The organism is Pseudomonas sp. SMV7 (assembly GCF_052041995.1).
GTDB lineage: Bacteria > Pseudomonadota > Gammaproteobacteria > Pseudomonadales > Pseudomonadaceae > Aquipseudomonas.
This window is the reverse complement of the sequence record NZ_JBKGGT010000017.1, coordinates 75,809-94,768: the sequence shown is the minus strand read 5'-3', so window position 1 is coordinate 94,768 and position 18,960 is coordinate 75,809. Positions and strand designations below refer to the sequence as shown.

Genomic DNA, 18,960 nt, shown 5'->3' with positions numbered 1-18,960 from the left:
GCGACGCGAAAGCGCAGATCAGGTCAGGCGAGGTGTGGCGAGAAGGTGAAGGCAAACAGCACGCTGCGGCGACGCTTGAGCACGGTGTCACTCGGCCACGCACGGCGCAGGGCCTGGAGGGCAGGCTGGCGGGCGTGTGGCAGGGACTGGGTACGGCGCATTGCGGTGGCTACTACGCAGGTGATTGGGGAAAAGAGGCGGCACTCTAGGCCAAGGGGGCCAGGTCGTCAATCGTCGGGGCGGCTGCGCGCCCCGCCAATATCAGCGCTTGCCGGTACTCGGCAAGAACACCGCCAACAATCCGAACAGTGGCAGGAACGAGCACAGCCCATACACATATTCGATGCCGCGCAGGTCCGCCACATACCCCAGCAGTGCTGCGCCAATGCCGCCGAAACCGAACATCAACCCGAAGAAGATCCCGGCGATCATGCCGACGCTGCCCGGTACCAGCTCCTGTGCATAGACCACGATGGCGGAAAACGCCGAAGCCAGGATGAAACCGATCACCACGCTCAGTACCGTGGTCCAGAACAGGTCGGCATAAGGCAGTGCCAGGGTGAATGGCGCCGCGCCCAGGATCGAGAACCAGATCACCGCCTTGCGCCCGATACGGTCACCGATCGGCCCGCCAAAGAACGTGCCCGCCGCCACTGCACCGAGGAACAGGAACAGGTGCAGCTGCGAGCTGGCCACCGACACCTGGAACTTCTCGATCAGGTAGAAGGTGAAGTAGCTGGTGAAGCTGGCCATGTAGAAGTACTTGGAGAACACCAGCAAGCCCAGCACGATCAACGCTGCGATCACCCGCGTGCGGGAGATGCCGTGGCTTGCCTGCACGGCCTTGCGCGCCTTGGCCTGGTTGAGGTGGTCCTTGTACCAGCTGCGCAGCATCAGGGTAACGCAGAGGAAGAACAGCGCGGCCAGGCCGAACCAGGCGACGTGGCTCTGGCCGAACGGAATGACGATGGCTGCCGCCAGCAGCGGGCCCAGCGCCGAACCGGTGTTGCCCCCCACCTGGAAAGTCGACTGGGCCAGGCCGAAACGGCCGCCCGAAGCCAGGCGGGCGATGCGTGAAGTCTCGGGGTGGAAGGTCGAGGAGCCGATGCCGACCAGCGCCGAAGCCAGCAGGATCATGGGGAAGCTGCCGACGAAGGCCAGCATCACGATGCCGACCAAGGTGCACAGCGTGCCGAGCGGCAACAGGTTGGGTGCGGGCCGGCGGTCGGTGAAGAAGCCGACCCAGGGCTGCAGCAACGAGGCGGTGATCTGGAAGGTCAGGGTAATCATGCCGATCTGGGCGAAACTCAGGTCATAGTTGGCCTTGAGCATCGGGTAGATCGCCGGCAGCACCGACTGGATCAGGTCATTGATCAGGTGCGCCAGCGCGCAGAAACCGATGATGCGCATCACCAGCGGCGTGGCTTGGCTCGCCGCCGCCGTGGTGGATGCTGTGGGGGCGCTACTGGTGGCCATGTCCCTGAGTCTCCGTCCGCAGTTTGGGATCCGATTATCAGGAAATAGATAGCTACCTAGCTACCTTTTTTACCACCCAGTCGCGCTTTTCCCGCAAACATCCCCGCCAGCGTTGGGCGAAATGCCCGCTGTCGCGGCAGCGTGATCCCGTCAGGCCAGGCAGAAACCCAGCCTGACTGCTAAGTTTTTGAAAGCGTGCAAATTTTTTTTGAAATGAGTGTTGACAGGGGGGGCGTTCAAGAGAATAATGCGCGCCATCGGCTACATAGCTCAGTTGGTTAGAGCATAGCATTCATAATGCTGGGGTCCGGGGTTCAAGTCCCTGTGTAGCCACCAAACAAAGACGAAGGGCTTACCGCAAGGTAAGCCCTTTTTCTTTGCCTGCAGAAAACCCGCCCGCCCTCACTTCACCCCGGCGAACGCCACGGCCAGGCCCAGGCCGATCAGCGCGACGCCGATCATCCGGTCGACCAGTTGCTGCCTTGCCAGCATCGCCTTGCGCAGTACCGCATTGGAAAAGAACACCGCCACCAGGCTGAACCAGGCCCAGTGGGCGACTGACATGAACCCACCATAGGCGAAGTCCAGTGCCAGCGAGCTGCCCGGCTGAACCACCTGGGTATAGGCGCTGACCACGAACAGCATGGTCTTGGGGTTGAGGGCATTGGTCAGGAAACCGGTCCGCAGTGCAACCAGCAGGCCCGCCTGGCCCACCTCCCCGCCCACACTTGCCTGGCTGTTGCGGGTCAGCAGCCGGTAACCCAGGTAGACCAGGTAACCCGCACCGAGCACTTTCATGGCCAGGAACAATGTCGGGCTATGGCTGATGATGAGGGCAATCCCCAGCACCGTGTACAGCACATGCACCTGCACGCCCAGTGCAATGCCCACGGCGGCAGCCAGCCCGGCCTTGCGGCCTTGTGCATAACTGCTGCGGGTGACCATGGCGAAATCCGCGCCGGGGCTGATGACAGCCAGCAGGGTGAACAGGGCGATGGCGATGAGTTCGGTCATGAGGGGCTCTCGATAGACGATGGAAATGCACACATACGCTGATTATCGAGCGCTTCTGTACTCGGCAAAATCGATTTATCGTGAGGTAAATCTGCTAGTTTTTCTCACTGATGACATGAACCTGTGCCGGCGTCTTCGCCGCTGCAGGCAAACAGGGACGCCATGAAACTGCCGCTGCTGAACGCCTTCCGCTACTTCGACATCGCCGCCCGCAGCGAAAGCTTCGTGCGCGCCGCCGAGCACCTGCATGTCACCCATGGTGCGGTCAGCCGCCAGGTGCGCCTGCTTGAGGAAAGCCTTGGCGTGGAACTGTTCGAGCGCCGTAACCGGGCCATTTTCCTGACCCCGGCCGGCCGCACCTTGCACAACACCACCCAGGCGATTTTCGAGCAGCTCGAAGGCGCTGTGCTGCGCCTGCAACAACAGGGCCGTGACAACGTACTGGTGCTGTCCTGCGAGCCCACCATCGCCATGCGCTGGCTGATCCCGCGCCTGCCGCGCTTCCATGCCGCCCACCCCGACCTGCAGCTGCACCTGGTGGCTGCCGGCGGGCCGCTGGACTTCACCCGCAGCGGTGTCGACCTGGCAATCCGCCGCGACGACTTCCACTGGGGCAACCAGCTGCACAGCGTGAAGATCTGTGACGAATGGATCGGCCCGGTGGGCCACCCCGCCACCAGCGCCAGTCTCGACGGCCAGCGCCTGCTGCACAGCAGCACCCGCCCCGCTGCCTGGCCCACCTGGCTGCGCCTGAGCGGGCAGCAGGCCCGGCATGCCGAACGCAGCGACTACGAGCACTTCTACCTGTCGATCCAGGCCGCCAGCGCTGGCCTGGGCCTGGCCATGGCTTCGGCCCTGATGGTGCGCGACGAACTCGCCAACAGGCAGCTGCAAGCCCCGTTCGGCTTTGTGCGCGACGGTTCGGCCTACCACCTGCTCAGCCCACTACCTTGGCACGACGGCGACAAGCGCCAGCGCTTCGCCGCCTGGGTGACGAACGAATGCCGCAGCTGCCTGAATCAGTTGGGCCTGGTGCAGAACGACGAACCCGAACGGCCGTCACCGCCCCAGGTGCGATAACCAGCGGTATCAATGTGAATGCGCCCGCTCGGGTAGCGCCCGAGCCCCATGTTCCAGGCCTGGCCGGATTGCTGCCAGAAACGGCATAGCGGGTTGGGATCGGCCCACGCCGGCAGCAGGATATCCACCGCAAAGGCGCGCGTATGGGCGCTACCCACGGCACCACCCGCGCAACGGTTCAGGCCAGGGTCACGGTAGGCCGATACCACCTCGAACTGGCGCAGGATGCCTTGTTGGTCGAGCACCTTGAGCAGCGCCAGCGTCGCACGCACCGCCGGCCAGTGGCTCGCAGGCGGCAGCGCAAAAGGCGAGGCCCGGCACAGCCGCCAGTCCGAGGCCGAACGCAGCAACTGGTGGATGGGCACCACGCCATACAGCCGGGCGTCCACCAGCATCTGGCGAAATGGCCGGGTCTGATGGTCCCCGGCCCATTGCGCGAACATCCACAGGTCACGCTCATCAGCGTGCGCCGCAGCACCCAGCATGCCCAGCGCCAGCAGAAGCCATCTTGCCCCTTTCATCCCTGCTCCCCCTGCCCCAGTATGTGCACGCTGCCAAACACGGCGGCGCACGACAAGGAGTTAAGCATGCACAAGATTGCCTTACCGGGCCTCGTCGCCCTCGCCTTCAGCGGCCTGGCCGCGGCCGATGCGCGCATCGACCTGGGCGACGCCCAGCGCGTTACCCGCCTGTTCGCCTTCCCCAACAACTGCCACGTCATCTGTTATCGCGACTGGACCCTGGAACAGACCGTCGAACACTACCTGACCCAGAGCGTACGGCGCGATGGCCATGCCGATGCCCAGGTAAAGGTAAGCCGCGACAACGACCGCCTGCAGGCGACCATCAGCGGTGTACCCGCCAGCTATGCCAAGCCCCTGGGCAAGCTGCTCGACACCGGCGAACTGGCCTACCAGGGCGCCACCCAGTTGAACAAGGACGGCAAATGGTCCTACGACTGGTACCTGTTCCTGCCACTGGGCATGGCCCTGCAGAACCGCCGCAGCATCGAGCTGCTGCACTTCCCGCCGGACTACTCGCTGACCCAGGCCCAGGACTACCTGCGCTCCAACACCACCGACCGCTGGGCCGAACTGCTGACCTTCAACGGTGTCGACGCCAGCCAGACCCCGGCGTACCAGACCATCATCGACATCGCCCCCATCGCCGCGCCGGCCAGCGCCGGTGAAACGCTGAAGGACACCTACAGCTACTTCAAGGACTACCAGGTGCGCATGGTCAGCGAGATGACCCTGCAGAACCCCGCCAAACCGCTGCCGATGGTTGCCTTCGGCGCGCCGGTGCGCAGCTGGATCCAGCAGCAATATGGCCCGCAGTTGAATGTGCTGGGCCTGGTCAGCATTAGCCCGCAGGCCGGGGCCAAGGTGCCGGTGCTGGGCGCCAACCACCCCAGTGCCATCTGGTATGCAGCGGACAAGGACAGCCACGGCGGCGACCAGGACGCCGCCGATGCCGCCGGGCTGAAAATGATGGGCCAGGACCTGACAGCGGCCTGCTGGCAGGCGGGAATGGGGCGCAACCAACGCGCCGATGCCAAGCTGACGCTGGATGCCTGCGCGACCAAGTGGCAGGTAACGCAGAAAAAGCAGACCTGTGAACTGTTCTTCCGTACGGTGCGCAAGTACACCCCGGAGCAGGCGGCAGCAAAATGCAACACCGCCAGCGTGACCCGCAGCCTGCGCGAGCTGGACAAGCCGGTCGAGGCTCAGCCGCAGGGCTTGTGACCGGCATACCGTCTATTCCCGGGCACGCTCGCTCCCACAGCCGGCCCCCAGGCCACAGGCCTTGCATGCCATCTGTGGGAGCGGGCATGCCCGCGAAGGGGCCCGTGCAGGCCTGCTCAGTCTTCGAGCAGGGTACAGGCCATCACCAGCGCATCCTCACGGCCGCCGGCGATCGGGTAATAGTCGCGACGGCGGCCGATCTCGTTGAAGCCATAGCGCTCGTACAGGCGATAGGCCGACTGGTTGCTGGCACGCACCTCCAGGAAGCACTCGCGGCCATTGAGCTGGTAAGCCCGGGCCATCAGGTGCTCAAGCAGCCGCAGGCCCAGGCCGCGGCCCTGGTTTTCCGGCTTGACCGTGATGTTGAGCAGGTGCGCCTCATCGATGATCACGTTGATCACGCCATGCCCTACCTGCTGCTGGCCGTCGAACATCAGCCAGACTTCATAGGATTTGAGCGCATCCTGAAAGATCCCACGGGTCCAGGGATGACTGAACGCGGCGTATTCGATTTTAAGTACGGCATCCAGATCCGCCTCGGTCATCCGGCGGAAGCTGATCGAGTCACTCATTCAACGCTCTTCCAGCGCGCCATCAGCTGGCGCATGGCTTTCCAGACGTCCGCCTTGCGCTGCGGCTCGTCCATCAACAGTTCAAGGCCCGGCAAGGCCCAGGCGTCGCCCAGGCCGTCGAGCGTCAGGGTTTGGTAATAGGCGTCGCTGTCGGCATTGGCGGCAAAGCGCAGCGCCGGCAGGCCGACCAGCCACAGGCAGGCGCACGGGGCGTCTTCCAGGCGTGCCTGGACAAAGCCGCGGACAAAGTCGCCCGCGGCTTCCGGGCCCTGGTCCAGGTTGCCGCGCACCAGCAGCGGCCAGCGCACCGGTTCGCCGATGATCTGCGGGGCATCCGGCAGGCCGGCGGCGCGCAGCATGTCCTTGAGCAGCAGGTAGGACGGATCGCGGCTCTGGAACGGCTGGCCGGTGGCCAATTCCACCAGCAGCAAACAGCTGCCGGCGCGCAGCAGCTGCAGCGAGAAGCGCGGGGGCGGTACGGGTGCCGGGCGCGCAGCTGCGACCGGCTCCTCGGCCTCGGCGGCTTTGGCGGCCGGCTTGGGCACACTGGTCGGGCGCGGTATCTCGATCTTCGGGCGCTCGCCGGCGCGCGCCTGCGGGGCGGCGGGCACTTCGTTGGCGGCGGGGGCGGGCCTGGCTTCGACATCGAGGTCTTCGACCGGTGCCACCGGCAGCAGCAGCTCGGGCCGTGACGGTGCGGCGAACGGCAGTTCGGCGCGCGGCAGCCAGTGCACCACTTGCATGGCGGAAAGGTAGGCGCGGCGACGGGGTTCGGTGAGCAAGGTGCGGGGTCCCGAGGGGTGAAGACAATTGCGCATTCTAACGCTGTTGGCATTCGAGTGCCGCAACTGGTCGGCGGATTTTTGATGCCTGTGCCGGCGCATTCGCGGGCGCGCCCGCTCCCACAGGTATCACCCACAGTTTGAGGTGCATGGAGGACCTGTGGGAGCGGGCGAGCCCGCGAAGAGGCCAGTGAATCCCTTATGGAAGCAAAGGTTATCTCTCATTACAGACCAAGGGGTGAAAACCTCCCCTCGGGATGCAGTACAATCGCCCCCTTTTTCTTGGCAACGAGTCGAAGCCAATGATCGAACCCAAGCGCGTCCTGCGCGCCCTAGCCGAACACTGGGCCCTGATCGAGCCGCTGTGCGAGCGTTTCGACCAGGGCACCCTGAGCCTGGTCGAACTGCGCCAGCATATCGCCCGCCAGCAGGTCGAGAGCACCCCGCAGGACATCACCCAGCTGCTCGACGTATGGATCCGCCTGGACATCCTGGTCCCGGTGGCCAAGAGCCCGAACCGTTTCGAGCTCAATGCGCAGATCCACGACTTCCTCGCCTACCTGCGCCGCGAACACCGGCTGGGCCTGTGCCTGGAGATCGAAGCCTACCTGCGCCACCTGGAGCGCCTGGCCGGGCATATCCAGGATGCCTTCGACAACCGCGACAGCGACGACCTGGCGCGCCAGCTGCGCCTGCTCGACATGCGCGTGCGCGATGTGCTGAAAAAACTCGACAATGACGAGCAGGCACTGGTGGCCGTGGCTGAACGGGCCAAGACCAGCAACCGCCAGATCCCGCTGCGCCAGCGTTATGCCGAAGTCCTCGCCACCTGGGACGAATACGTCGAGCCGATGATCCAGCTGGTCAACGCCGACGGCGCCTTCGAGCAGGGCGTGCGCAAGGTCGAGACGGTGCTGTTGAAGCTGCTTGGCGAACAGGCGCGCCTGGGTCATCTGGTCGACGACGACATGCTGCTGCGCACCCACGCGCGCATCCTGGAAATGCAGACCAGTGCCCAGCTGACCCTGCGCCACGCCCGCGAACTGCTGCTGCCGCTGCGTGAAGAAGCCCGCCGCCACAACGCCGTGACCCGCGGCGCCGCGCTGGCCCTGTCGGTGATCCGGCGCAAGGGCATCGACGCCGTGCCGCAAGCCGCGATGCCGCTGTTCACCCGCCCGCAAAGCACCTTCCTCGGCAGTGCCAGCCAGGTTGAAGCCTACGTCTACGCCCTGGCGCGCTTCGAGCCCAAGCCGGCGCGCTTCCCCAAGGCCCACAAGACCCAGTCCGGCGCCCTGCCGCGTGCGCCGCGCACGGTCAAGGAAATGGCCGAACGCTGCGAACAGGCCCTGCCGCTGCCCGACCTGATGGTCTGGCTGCTGGAGCAGGAACCGGAAAGCGCCACCGACGAACTGCTGTACTGGTTCTCGCGCCTGTCGCGGGAAAAGCGCTTCAAGCGCGAGCGCCTCGACCGCCGCGAATACACCACCCAGGAACACCTGGTCAGCCTGCGCTCGTTCGCCCTGACCTCCAGCCGCGAAGACGCCACTGCGTCTACCGAAACCAACGCGAGCCCAGCCCATGCATCTTGATCTTTCCGAACTGTCCCAGCTCGCGCCGATCTTCCGCGAGCTGTTCAAAGGCTTCCATGTCAGCCGCCGCGACCCCGAGCTGTACGCCCAGCTGTCCAATTTCCAGGACCAGTACCGCACCCTGTTCAAGGCTCTGGGCTTCGAACTGGTGTGCGACACCCGTGGCTTCTACTACTTCGTGCCGGACATGAGCGCCGCGCAGGTCAACAAGACCGCGCAGCGCCTGTCGCTGTTCACCTTCATCCTGGTCGAGCACCTGGCCGACCAGGGCCGCGACCCGATGGCCGTGCTCGACGGCGGCAGCATCGGCCGCGACGAACTGCCATCGCTGCTGGACAAGTACCGCGACCTGTTCCTGCAGGCTGAAGTGCAGACCGTGGACGAGCTGGAAGAAAAAATCCTGCGGCGCATGACCCAGCTCGGTTTCGCCTTCGAGGAAGGCGGTATCTACCGCTTCCTGCCGCCGATGCACCGCTTCCTCGACGTGTGCCTGGCCGTGCAGCAGGACCGCGACCTGGCGGCCACCCTGCACAGCGACCTGCCACTGCCGACCCCGGTGCTGGTCGAGGAAGAAAGCCCCGAAGAACTCAACCGCACCGACGACCCGCTCGACCTCAGCCCCTTCGAGGGCGAGGAAAGCGAAGAGGAAGCCCTGGCCCGGGCGATCCGCGAAGAGCAACAGGAGATTGACGCATGAGCCAGGAACGCTACGGCATTCGCCGCTTCGCACTGCTCAACACCGCAGGCTACAGCCTTGGCCTGTTCCCGCTGGAACAGCCGCTGTCGGTCTACGGTGCCAACAACCTGGGTAAATCGGCGTCGATCAACGCCCTGCAGTTCCCGATCCTGGCACGCATGTCGGACATGAGCTTCGGCAAGTACAGCCTGGAGCAGTCGCGCCGCTTCTACTTCGCCAGCGACACCTCGTACATTCTCTGCGAGCTGAGCCTGCCCCACGGCCCGCACGTGATCGGCGTGGTCGGGCGTGGCCCGGGCGGCGGTTTCGGCCACCAGTTCTTCGCCTACAAGGGCGAGCTGGACCTGGCCCACTACCAGAAGAACGACACCTGCCTGCGCCAGAAAGAGCTGTTCACCAACCTCGAACGGCTGGGCATCAAGGCCTATGAAGTGAAGCCGGACGAGCTGCGCCGGCTGCTGGTCGGCGGCCATACCTCGGTGCCGCTGGACCTGACCATGATCCCGCTGCGCTCGACCAGCGAGCAAAGCCTGAAAACCTTCCGCGCGCTGTTCATCAACCTGCTGCACATGCGCGAGATCACTGCCGCCAAGCTCAAGCAGCTGTTCCTCGACGCCTTCGAGCACAGCCTGCGCTCCGGCAGTGTCGACTACATTGCCGCGTGCGAAGAGGCCTTCCGCGACGTACGCCGCATGGAGCAGGACTACAACGCCCTGGTCGCCGCCGGCCCGCTGGTCGAGGCCCTGGCCGGTGGTGTGGCGCAGCGCGACATCCTGCGCGGCAAGCTGCACCGCATTTCACCCGTGCTCGATACCCTGCTGGCGACCTGGCAGGAATACGCCATGGCGCGCAAGGAAGAGCTGGTGATCCAGGCCGAGCACTACCGTGGCGAGCAGGACCGCCTGCAGAACGACCAGCGTGGCGGCACCCAGGAACTGATGCGCCTGGAGCGGGAAATCACCGGTATCCAGCGCTGGCTGGGCGAGCTGTCGGTGCTCAAGCACCGCTTTGCCCTGGTCGATGACGTCAAGGTCCTCGAACAGCAGTTGCTGGCGGCCAAGGACGCCCACGACGAACTGGCCGGCGCCCTGGCCCAGTCGCGGCAGTTCAGCGCCGAGGACCTGGACGAACGCGTACGCGACCTGGAAAAACGCCTGAAGCAGGTGCGCCAGCAGCTCGACCACGCCGACAACAACAGCTACGCGCGCCTGCGCGAAGAGTTCTCGCAACAGGACGTCGACCGCCTGATGCGCCTGTTCAACGGGGCCCTGTTCAGCCTGCCGCTGGGCGACCGAGGCATCGAGCTGGATGACAGCGAGCTGTGGGTAAAATCGCTGGAAGCGGTGCTCGACGGCTTCAAGGGCGAGCGTTTCGAGGCGCCCGGCCTGTCCATCGACCTGTCGCACATCGACCCGCCGGCGCTGCAGGCCCTGGCCGACCGCGCCGCCCTGCGCGACCAGAAGGAGCGCCTGGAAAAAGAGCTCAAGCAGCTCAAGACCCAGCAGGCCGTCGCCGCCGACCGCTCCGCGTCCAAGGCGCAGACCGAAGCCCTGTACCAGCAGGTGCTGGACGCGCAGAAAGCACTGGAAGACTTCCGCCGCAGCGAAACCCTGGCCGCCGAGGAGCCCGAGAAGCTGGAACAGCTGGCCCAGCTGGAAGCCGCCCAGGACGAACTCAAGCGCTCCAGCGATGCCTTCACCGAACGCGTCCAGCAGCTGTCGGCCAAGCTGCAGCTGGTCGGCCGCCAGATCGGCGACCTCGAGGCCAAGCAGCGCACCCTGGAGGACGCCCTGCGCCGTCGCCAGCTGCTACCGGCCGACCTGCCCTTCGGCACGCCGTACATGGAGGCCATCGACGACTCGATGGACAACCTGCTGCCGCTGCTCAACGACTACCAGGACAGCTGGCAGAGCCTGCAGCGGGTGGACAACCAGATCGAGGCGCTGTACGCCCAGGTGCGCCTGAAGGGCGTGGCCAAGTTCGACAGCGAAGACGACATGGAGCGCCGCCTGCAGCTGCTGGTAAACGCCTACGCGCACCGCACCGACGAGGCCCTGACCCTGGCCAAGGCCCGCCGCGCCGCGGTCACCGACATCGCCCGGACCTTGCGCAACATCCGTAGCGACTACGACAGCCTCGAGCATCAGCTGGCCCTGTTCAACCGCGAGATCAACCGACGCCAGGTCTCCAACCTGGAGAGCTTCCGCGTGGTACTGGCGCCGAACAAGGAGGCGCTCAAGCACATCGACCAGATCATCCACAGCGCCGGCCAGTACGAAGAGGGCGAGACCCTGTCGGTGTTCGACCTGACCCAGAGCGCCGAGCAGGACAACAAGAACGAAGAAGCCAAGGAGTACCTGGCACGGCTGGTGGCGGCCAACCACAACCAGCTGGGCCTGAAGGACCTGTTCGAACTGGCGTTCGAGATCACCAAGGTCAACGGCCAGCCGGTGATCCATGCCGACATCGACGGCGCGGCATCCAACGGCACCACCATGACCATCAAGGCGCTGACCAACATGTACCTGTTGCTGCACCTGATGGACCGTGACCTGGCCGGGCGCATCCGCCTGCCGTACTACCTGGACGAAGCGGCGGACATCGACGAACGCAACCAGGCCGCGCTGCTGGAGACCAGCCTGCAGCTGGGCTTCGTGCCGATTCTGGCGAGCGTGAAGCCGCAGGTGTCGGCGCGCGTGGCAATCGACCTGGAAGGTGGCAGCGGGCCGAACGGCATCTACATCGACGAGGCGGACTGGAAGTACATCAGCCGTCGGGATGAAGTGAAGGCGGTTGTGCGCGAAGATCAGGCCGAGGAGTTGGCCTGACAGAGAGTGTGGGGCCGCTTTGCGGCCCTTTCGCGACACAAGGCCGCTCCTACAGGGATTCGCGTATCACCGGAATAAGCGAATCCCTGTAGGAGCGGCCTTGTGTCGCGATGGAGGCCAAAGGCCTCCCAGGTTCTACCAGGCGATCAATGCGCCCAAGGCAGGATCGGTATCGCCGTCACCGCATTCTGCGGACTGCCTTCGATCATGCGGTCGCTGTACACCAGGTACACCAGGGTATTGCGCTTCTTGTCGAGGAAGCGCACCACCTGCATGGTCTTGAACACCAGCGAGGTGCGTTCCTTGAACACTTCCTCGCCATCCTTGAGCTCACCCTTGAAGTTGATCGGCCCCACCTGACGGCAGGCAATCGATGCCTCGGCCCGGTCTTCCGCCAGCCCCAGCCCGCCCTTCACGCCGCCGGTCTTGGCCCGCGACAGGTAGCAGGTCACGCCCTCGACCTTGGGGTCGTCGAACGCCTCGACGACAATCCGGTCGTTCGGCCCGAGGAACTTGAACACGGTGGACACCTGGCCGATTTCCTCGGCCCCGGCCAGCATCGGCAAGGCCAGTGCCGCCACGGCAATCATCCTTTTCAGCACGTACCCACCCTCAGACCAGAACCAGGTTGTCGCGGTGCACCAGCTCGGGCTCCGCGATGTAGCCGAGGATACCTTCGATGGCATCCGATGGCTGGCCGATGATCTTCTGCGCCTCCAGGGCACTGTAGTTGGCCAGGCCGCGCGCCACTTCATGGCCGTCAGGACCAACACAGACCACCATCTCGCCGCGGCGGAAGCTGCCTTGCACGGTCTTCACGCCGACCGGCAGCAGGCTCTTGTTGGCCTGGCGCAGGGCCTGCACCGCACCAGCGTCCAGCACCAGGGTGCCACGGGTCTGCAGGTGGCCCGCCAGCCACTGCTTGCGCGCCGCGAGCATGCCACGCTCTGGCGACAGCAGGGTACCCAGGCGCTCACCGGCCTTGAGCCGGTCCAGCACGCGCTCGATGCGGCCACCGATGATGATGGTATGGGCACCGGAACGGGCCGCCAGGCGTGCGGCGCGCAGCTTGGTCTGCATGCCGCCACGGCCCAGGGCACCACCGGTGCCGCCGGCCACCGCATCCAGCGCCGGGTCATCGGCGCGGGCTTCGTAGATCAGCTGGGCTTCGGGGTTGTTGCGCGGGTCGGCGTCGAACATGCCATCGCGGTCGGTGAGGATCACCAGCAGGTCGGCCTCGACCAGGTTGGCCACCAGCGCTGCCAGGGTGTCGTTGTCGCCGAAGCGGATCTCGTCGGTGACCACGGTGTCGTTTTCGTTGATTACCGGCACCACGCCCAGGTCGACCAGCGTACGCAAGGTGCTGCGCGCGTTCAGGTAGCGCTTGCGGTCGGACAGGTCGTCATGGGTGAGAAGAATCTGCGCAGTGTGCTTGCCGTGCTCGCCGAAGCTCGATTCCCAGGCCTGTACCAGGCGCATCTGGCCAATCGAGGCGGCCGCCTGCAGCTCGTTCATCGCACTCGGTCGCGAAGTCCAGCCCAGCTGGCTCATGCCGGCAGCCACGGCCCCGGAGGAGACCAGAACCAACTCCACGCCTGCCTCGCGCAGCGCAACCATCTGCTTGACCCAAACGGCCATGGCACCGCGGTCGAGGCCTTTGCCATCGGCGGTCAGCAGCGCACTGCCAATCTTCACGACCCAGCGCCTGGCGCCCGTCACCTTGCTTCGCATCTTCTTCCAACCTATGTCGAATCTGTAGATACCGTGGATACAAAAACGCCGCTCCCGAGAGCGGCGTTTAGTGTACTGCAACCGGTCAGTCGCGCACGTAAATGATTTCCGGGCCGTCTTCGTCGTCCTCGAAATCATCGTCCCAACCGTCATCGTCGCCGATGTCGTGCACGCTCTTGACGCCAGTCCGACGCAAGGTGCGGGCGTCGTCCAGGGCCTGCAGCTGGGCACGCGCCTCGTCTTCGATGCGCTGGTCGAGGTCGGCCAGCTCTTCGGCGTAGGCCGGGTCATTGGCCAGGCGGTCGGCGCGGTCTTCGAGGTAGCGCATCAGGTCGTGGCTGAGCTTCTCGGTGCCCTGCTTGGCGATAGCCGAAATCACGTAGACCGGGCCTTCCCACTGCAGGCGCTCGACCACTTCCTTGACGCGCTCGTCGCGCTCGTCATCCATGACCATGTCGGCCTTGTTCAGCACCAGCCAACGCTCACGCTCGGCCAGCGACGGGCTGAACTGGGTCAGCTCGTTGATGATGACTTCGGCAGCATCGGCCGGGCTGCTGCCGTCCAGCGGCGCCATGTCCACCAGGTGCAGCAGCACGCGGGTACGCGCCAGGTGCTTGAGGAAGCGGATACCCAGGCCGGCACCTTCGGAAGCGCCTTCGATCAGGCCGGGAATGTCGGCGATGACGAAGCTCTTCCAGCGGTCGACGCTGACCACGCCGAGGTTCGGTACCAGGGTGGTGAACGGGTAGTCGGCCACTTTCGGCTTGGCCGCCGAAACCGAGCGGATGAAGGTGCTCTTGCCGGCGTTCGGCAAGCCCAGCAGACCAACGTCGGCCAGCACTTTCATTTCCATCTTCAGGTCGCGCTGCTCACCCGGCTTGCCTGGGGTGGTCTGGCGCGGGGCACGGTTGGTGCTGGACTTGAAACGGGTGTTGCCCAGGCCGTGCCAGCCGCCCTGGGCGACCATCAGCTTCTGCCCCGGGGTAACCAGGTCACCGATCACTTCCTGGGTGGAAGCGTCGATCACGGTGGTGCCGACCGGTACGCGCAGGAACAGGTCGTCACCCTTCTTGCCGGTGCAGTCGGTGCTGCCACCGTTGGCGCCACGCTGGGCCTCGTGGTGACGGGTGTAGCGATAGTCGACCAGGGTGTTGAGGTTTTCGTCGGCGACCATGTACACCGAGCCGCCGTCGCCACCGTCACCGCCGTTGGGACCACCGTTCTCGATGAACTTCTCGCGACGGAAGCTCATGCAACCGTTGCCACCGTCACCGGCCTTGACCCGAATGGATACTTCGTCAACAAACTTCATTCAAAACCGCCTCTCGCCTTCCGACGAGCTGAATACTGATAAACCTGAGGCTCTTGCAAAAATGAGCGCGGCGGCCCCGTACGACCGTAGAAACCCACGCCGGCAGCCCATACAAACAGCTTTGCAAGAGGCTCACCACAAACGAAAAAGCCCCGTCGCATGACGGGGCTTCTGGAGCGACGTCGCGATTAAGCTGCGACGATGCTCACGTAACGGCGGTTGAACTCGCCTTTCTTCTCGAACTTGATCACGCCTTCGATCTTGGCGAACAGGGTGTGATCCTTGCCCATACCAACACCGTAGCCGGCGTGGAATTCGGTGCCGCGCTGACGGACGATGATGTTGCCTGGCTTGATAACCTGGCCGCCATACATCTTCACGCCAAGGCGTTTCGATTCTGAGTCGCGACCGTTACGAGTACTACCACCAGCCTTCTTGTGAGCCATGGTTCAATTCTCCAAATAAATTCAGGGGATCTAGGGGATTAAGCCTGGATACCGGTGATTTTGATCTCGGTGAACCACTGGCGGTGGCCCATGCGCTTCATGTGGTGCTTACGACGACGGAACTTGATGATGCGAACCTTGTCGTGGCGGCCTTGCGAAACGACTTCGGCCACTACTTTAGCGCCAGCAACAACTGGAGCACCGATGGTGACTTCTTCACCGTTGGCGACCAGCAGAACGCGATCGAAGGTCACGGATTCGCCGGTGGCGACTTCCAGTTTTTCGATCTTGAGGAATTCACCTTCAGCGACTTTGTACTGCTTGCCGCCGGTAACGATTACTGCGTAAGACATGGTATTTCTCCGATAATCCTGCTCACCCAGCGCTTTATATGATGAGTATTGGCTGGCATGGCTGCACAGGGCTGGAACGGCCCGGCGCAATTGCGTAAGGCAGGTGCTGCCCAGGAAGTTAGGGTGCGCGATTGTACGCAACCGCGGTTTTGCTTGCAAGTCCCGCCCCCGGGCAGGCGGCACCGTGCCTTGACACACCGGGACCCGCGACCTAGCATGCCGCGCAACCTCACTGGAGCAGCCGATGCAACCCCAAGCCTTCTACCGAGCGGTGGCTGATGATTTCAGCGCCGTCGACGAGATCATCAAGAAGCAGCTGACCTCGCGCGTGCCGCTGGTATCGAAGATCGGCGACTATATCACGTCCGCCGGTGGCAAGCGCCTGCGCCCCTTGCTGGTCCTGCTGTGCGGCAAGGCCCTGGGCCGCGAAGGCGACGACCTGCGCCTGCTGGCCGCGACCATCGAGTTCCTGCACACCGCCACCCTGCTGCACGACGACGTGGTCGACATGTCCGGCATGCGCCGTGGCCGCTCCACCGCCAATGCCCTGTGGGGCAACGCGCCGAGCGTGCTGGTGGGCGACTTCCTCTATTCGCGCTCGTTCGAGATGATGGTCGAGCTCGGCTCGATGCCGGTCATGCAGATCCTGTCCAAGGCCACTCGGGTAATTGCCGAGGGTGAAGTGCTGCAGCTGTCGCGGGTACGCGACGCCAGCACCACCGAGGAAGTCTACATGGAGGTCATCCGCGGCAAGACCGCGATGCTGTTCGAGGCCTCGACCCACAGCGCCGCCGCGCTGGCCAATGCCAGCGACGAACAGCGCGAAGCCCTGCGCACCTTCGGCGACCACCTGGGCGTGGCCTTCCAGCTGGTCGACGACCTGCTGGACTACAAGGGCGACTCGCAGACCCTGGGCAAGAACGTCGGCGACGACCTGGCCGAAGGCAAGCCTACCCTGCCGCTGATCTACACCATGCGCGAAGGCACCGCCGAACAGGCTGCGCTGGTGCGCCAGGCGATCCAGAAGGGTGGCCTGGAAGACCTCGAGCAGATTCGCGTGGCGGTCGAGGCATCCGGTGCGCTGAACTACACCGCCGAGCTGGCGCGTGACTATGTGAAGCGCGCCATCGCATGCCTCGAGGTGCTGCCGGCCAGCGAGTACCGGGATGCGCTGGTTGAGCTAAGCGAGTTTGCGGTCGCGCGTACTCACTGATAGATCGCGTCAACTCCATTCGCGGGCTCGCCCGCTTCCACAGGATAAGTACAACCCTCGAGGTGGTGCTATCCCGGTGGGAGCGGGCAAGCCCGCGAATGCTTTTGTCCGGACATAATCCCTTCTGCAACGATACCTCTTACAATGTCGGGCTTTTACCGCCTGTCTGTTGAGGAACCGAAGTGAGCACTCTGCCACCCTGCCCGAAATGCAACTCCGAATACACCTATGAGGATGGCACCCAGCTGATCTGCCCTGAATGCGCCCATGAATGGTCGGCCAGCGGCGATGCCGAGGCAGCCAGCGACGAGGTGGTGAAGAAGGACTCGGTCGGCAACATCCTGCAGGACGGCGATACCGTTACCGTGATCAAGGACCTCAAGGTCAAGGGCTCTTCCCTGGTGGTCAAGGTCGGTACCAAGGTCAAGAACATCCGCCTCTGCGATGGCGACCACGACATCGACTGCAAGATCGACGGCATCGGCGCCATGAAGCTGAAGTCCGAGTTCGTGCGTAAAGTCTGATACCGCAAAAACCGCCAATTGGCGCTTGCTATTTAGATAATAAGAATTATTCTCATTGGAGCCGCTATCCAAGGAGAATAGCCATGACTTATCTGATCGACGCCTGGCTGGACCGCCCACACCCCTACCTGCGCATCCTTCATCGGGAAACCGGCGAAGTGTGCGCGGTGCTTGAAGAAGAAGCGCTCGACGAGCTGCGTGACCAGGGCGACCTGGACATGAGCGGGCTGAACTCGAGTGAACCGGGGGTGCTCAAGGAGCTGGTGCGCAACCTGTTTCTGTTCTGCTATGCACGGGCGTTGCGCCCTGGGGGAACAGACTGGAACTGAAGAACCTGGCGAGGGCTTCGCCCTCGATCGCGACCCAAGGCCGCTCCTGCAGGAGAATACAGCTCCCTGTAGGGCGGCCTTGTGTCGTGAAACGCGGCGTTACAGAACGTCGAGCAGCTCGACGTCGAACACCAGCACGCTGTGCGGCGGGATGCTGCCAACGCCCTGAGCGCCGTAAGCCAGCTCGCTCGGTACGTACAGGCGCCATTTGCTGCCGGCGTTCATCAGCTGCAGGGCCTCGGTCCAGCCAGCGATCACGCCACCCACCGGGAATTCAGCCGGCTGGCCGCGATCGTAGGAGCTGTCGAACACAGTGCCGTCGATCAGGGTGCCGTGGTAGTGGGTGCGAACGTTGCTTTCGCGGGTCGGCTTGGCGCCTTCACCTGCGGTCAGCACTTCGAACTGCAGGCCCGAGGCCAGGGTGGTGATGCCGTCACGCTTGGCGTTCTCCGCCAGGAATGCCTTGCCCGCGGCAGCAGCGGCTTCGGCCTTGGCGGCCGCTTCGGCTTGCATCACTTCGCGGATGACCTTGAAGCTGGCCGACAGGTCGGCTTCGCTGACGCGGCTGTCGGCACCGGTGAAGGCGTCGGTCAGGCCGGCCAGGATGGCTTCCAGGCTCACGCCTGGTGGCGGGTTGTCACGCAGCTGGCCGCCCAGCTGACGGCCGATGCCGTAGCTGACGCGGGTTTCGTCGGTGGACAGGTTGAGTTCGGACATTGTCATGCTCCACTGCAGGGCGCAGTGAAGCCGCGCCCTTGATGAAAAGGGCGAGCAGCCTAGCACACTGGGGCGCTGCGAGCAGCTACCAGGCCGAGCGCTGGGAAATCGGCACCTTCAGGTCTTCTTCCGGGTGCGTGCCCATGCCACACATTTCGTCCTGCACCGACCAGTGCACCAGGTTCATCGAGACCATGGGAATGGTTTGCAGCAGCTTGCGCGCATCCTCAACCGAGTGCACGCGCAAGCGCTGGCCGTGGGCGTCCGAGAGTGGATGGGCGTGGCCTTTGACCCGGGCCTCGAGCAGGTAGTCACCGCCTTCGATGGCGATCAGGTTCAGTTCGTCGACATGGCCAGACCTGGCCTCGGTGTTGAGCTGATGCAGGTTCATGAGAGCACCTCGGGACGGGAACCACGCATGAAAGCTCATTTTTTGTACAGAAACGGCGAATACACAAGTCATGACTGACGCCGCTGGTCAGTTGCCAGCAGCAAGCAGCGCAATTCCTGCAGGAGCGGCCTTGTGTCGCTCCCGCACGAACCGCGCCAACC

The 18,960-nt window shown here is 64.3% G+C and carries 21 protein-coding genes and 1 tRNA gene; 9 read left to right on the top strand and 13 right to left on the bottom strand.

All coding sequences use genetic code 11. The features are described 5' to 3' along the window. Window positions 1-23 precede the first annotated feature (23 nt). Together ACLEJP_RS19685 and ACLEJP_RS19680 are read right to left on the bottom strand one after the other, a co-directional pair. The gene (locus ACLEJP_RS19685) at window positions 24-161 is read right to left on the bottom strand and encodes a hypothetical protein (protein ID WP_019437911.1); all 138 of its coding nucleotides are present in this window, start codon (window positions 159-161) and stop codon (window positions 24-26) included. Window positions 162-261: 100 nt separating this feature from the next. Next, window positions 262-1,476, bottom strand: coding sequence for an MFS transporter (locus ACLEJP_RS19680; RefSeq protein ID WP_440809016.1), 1,215 nt, complete (start codon window positions 1,474-1,476; stop codon window positions 262-264). A gap of 259 nt (window positions 1,477-1,735) precedes the next feature. Between ACLEJP_RS19680 and ACLEJP_RS19675 the strand changes: the two genes are divergently transcribed. Then, window positions 1,736-1,812: transfer RNA gene (locus tag ACLEJP_RS19675), tRNA-Met, on the top strand. 66 nt (window positions 1,813-1,878) lie between these two features. On the opposite strand, the gene ACLEJP_RS19670 is transcribed toward ACLEJP_RS19675, so the two are convergent. Continuing rightward, a complete protein-coding gene (locus ACLEJP_RS19670) occupies window positions 1,879-2,490 on the bottom strand; it encodes a LysE family translocator (protein ID WP_440809014.1) in 612 nt (203 codons plus the stop codon). Between the two features lie 162 nt (window positions 2,491-2,652). On the opposite strand from ACLEJP_RS19670, the gene ACLEJP_RS19665 reads away from it, so the two are divergent. Further along, complete coding sequence (locus tag ACLEJP_RS19665) at window positions 2,653-3,570, top strand: LysR substrate-binding domain-containing protein (protein ID WP_440809013.1); 918 nt, start codon at window positions 2,653-2,655, stop codon at window positions 3,568-3,570. On the opposite strand, the gene ACLEJP_RS19660 is transcribed toward ACLEJP_RS19665, so the two are convergent. Continuing rightward, window positions 3,510-4,091, bottom strand: coding sequence for a D-Ala-D-Ala carboxypeptidase family metallohydrolase (locus tag ACLEJP_RS19660; RefSeq protein WP_440809010.1), 582 nt, complete (start codon window positions 4,089-4,091; stop codon window positions 3,510-3,512). The genes ACLEJP_RS19665 and ACLEJP_RS19660 overlap by 61 nt on opposite strands. 66 nt (window positions 4,092-4,157) lie before the next feature. Between ACLEJP_RS19660 and ACLEJP_RS19655 the strand changes: the two genes are divergently transcribed. Beyond that, window positions 4,158-5,315: a hypothetical protein gene (locus ACLEJP_RS19655; RefSeq protein ID WP_440809007.1), complete on the top strand. Its 1,158-nt coding sequence runs from the start codon at window positions 4,158-4,160 to the stop codon at window positions 5,313-5,315. Window positions 5,316-5,431: 116 nt separating this feature from the next. On the opposite strand, the gene rimI is transcribed toward ACLEJP_RS19655, so the two are convergent. Next, on the bottom strand, window positions 5,432-5,887 hold the full coding sequence (gene rimI / locus ACLEJP_RS19650) for a ribosomal protein S18-alanine N-acetyltransferase (RefSeq protein ID WP_200626723.1): 456 nt from the start codon (window positions 5,885-5,887) through the stop codon (window positions 5,432-5,434). Next, complete coding sequence (locus ACLEJP_RS19645) at window positions 5,884-6,669, bottom strand: energy transducer TonB (protein WP_440809004.1); 786 nt, start codon at window positions 6,667-6,669, stop codon at window positions 5,884-5,886. The genes rimI and ACLEJP_RS19645 overlap by 4 nt, the downstream gene beginning before the upstream one ends. A gap of 302 nt (window positions 6,670-6,971) precedes the next feature. Here ACLEJP_RS19645 and mksB point away from each other — a divergent pair, with 302 nt between their 5' ends. The 3 genes from mksB to mksF are packed head-to-tail and all read left to right on the top strand — an operon-like array spanning window position 6,972 to window position 11,783. After that, window positions 6,972-8,258, top strand: a complete 1,287-nt coding sequence (gene mksB, locus ACLEJP_RS19640; protein ID WP_440809002.1) for an Mks condensin complex protein MksB — start codon at window positions 6,972-6,974, stop codon at window positions 8,256-8,258. Beyond that, entirely contained in the window at window positions 8,248-8,955 is a 708-nt protein-coding gene (gene mksE / locus ACLEJP_RS19635; protein WP_225780358.1) for an Mks condensin complex protein MksE, read from the top strand. Before mksB ends, mksE begins: the two co-directional genes overlap by 11 nt. Beyond that, on the top strand, window positions 8,952-11,783 hold the full coding sequence (gene mksF / locus ACLEJP_RS19630; RefSeq protein ID WP_186689225.1) for an Mks condensin complex protein MksF: 2,832 nt from the start codon (window positions 8,952-8,954) through the stop codon (window positions 11,781-11,783). Before mksE ends, mksF begins: the two co-directional genes overlap by 4 nt. Before the next feature lie 146 nt (window positions 11,784-11,929). Here mksF and ACLEJP_RS19625 read toward each other — a convergent pair whose 3' ends face one another. From ACLEJP_RS19625 to rplU, 5 genes are all read right to left on the bottom strand, one after another. Continuing rightward, the gene (locus ACLEJP_RS19625) at window positions 11,930-12,373 is read right to left on the bottom strand and encodes a CreA family protein (RefSeq protein ID WP_085617292.1); all 444 of its coding nucleotides are present in this window, start codon (window positions 12,371-12,373) and stop codon (window positions 11,930-11,932) included. Window positions 12,374-12,395: 22 nt separating this feature from the next. Next, a complete protein-coding gene (gene proB, locus ACLEJP_RS19620) occupies window positions 12,396-13,514 on the bottom strand; it encodes a glutamate 5-kinase (RefSeq protein ID WP_225780356.1) in 1,119 nt (372 codons plus the stop codon). Window positions 13,515-13,599: 85 nt separating this feature from the next. After that, on the bottom strand, window positions 13,600-14,826 hold the full coding sequence (gene cgtA, locus ACLEJP_RS19615; protein WP_289133777.1) for an Obg family GTPase CgtA: 1,227 nt from the start codon (window positions 14,824-14,826) through the stop codon (window positions 13,600-13,602). Window positions 14,827-15,014: 188 nt separating this feature from the next. Then, window positions 15,015-15,272: a 50S ribosomal protein L27 gene (gene rpmA, locus ACLEJP_RS19610; protein ID WP_070092741.1), complete on the bottom strand. Its 258-nt coding sequence runs from the start codon at window positions 15,270-15,272 to the stop codon at window positions 15,015-15,017. A gap of 38 nt (window positions 15,273-15,310) precedes the next feature. Continuing rightward, window positions 15,311-15,625: a 50S ribosomal protein L21 gene (gene rplU / locus ACLEJP_RS19605; RefSeq protein WP_003247466.1), complete on the bottom strand. Its 315-nt coding sequence runs from the start codon at window positions 15,623-15,625 to the stop codon at window positions 15,311-15,313. A gap of 244 nt (window positions 15,626-15,869) precedes the next feature. Between rplU and ACLEJP_RS19600 the strand changes: the two genes are divergently transcribed. From ACLEJP_RS19600 to ACLEJP_RS19590, 3 genes are all read left to right on the top strand, one after another. Continuing rightward, window positions 15,870-16,838, top strand: a complete 969-nt coding sequence (locus ACLEJP_RS19600) for a polyprenyl synthetase family protein (protein WP_440808996.1) — start codon at window positions 15,870-15,872, stop codon at window positions 16,836-16,838. A gap of 182 nt (window positions 16,839-17,020) precedes the next feature. Further along, complete coding sequence (locus tag ACLEJP_RS19595) at window positions 17,021-17,362, top strand: zinc ribbon domain-containing protein YjdM (protein WP_009686103.1); 342 nt, start codon at window positions 17,021-17,023, stop codon at window positions 17,360-17,362. Between the two features lie 83 nt (window positions 17,363-17,445). Next, window positions 17,446-17,691: a PA4570 family protein gene (locus ACLEJP_RS19590; RefSeq protein WP_003256316.1), complete on the top strand. Its 246-nt coding sequence runs from the start codon at window positions 17,446-17,448 to the stop codon at window positions 17,689-17,691. 99 nt (window positions 17,692-17,790) lie between these two features. Here ACLEJP_RS19590 and ACLEJP_RS19585 read toward each other — a convergent pair whose 3' ends face one another. Next, window positions 17,791-18,408: an FKBP-type peptidyl-prolyl cis-trans isomerase gene (locus tag ACLEJP_RS19585; RefSeq protein WP_440808993.1), complete on the bottom strand. Its 618-nt coding sequence runs from the start codon at window positions 18,406-18,408 to the stop codon at window positions 17,791-17,793. An 85-nt stretch (window positions 18,409-18,493) separates the two neighbouring features. Continuing rightward, entirely contained in the window at window positions 18,494-18,799 is a 306-nt protein-coding gene (locus tag ACLEJP_RS19580) for a DUF6482 family protein (RefSeq protein WP_289133773.1), read from the bottom strand. Window positions 18,800-18,960 lie beyond the last annotated feature (161 nt).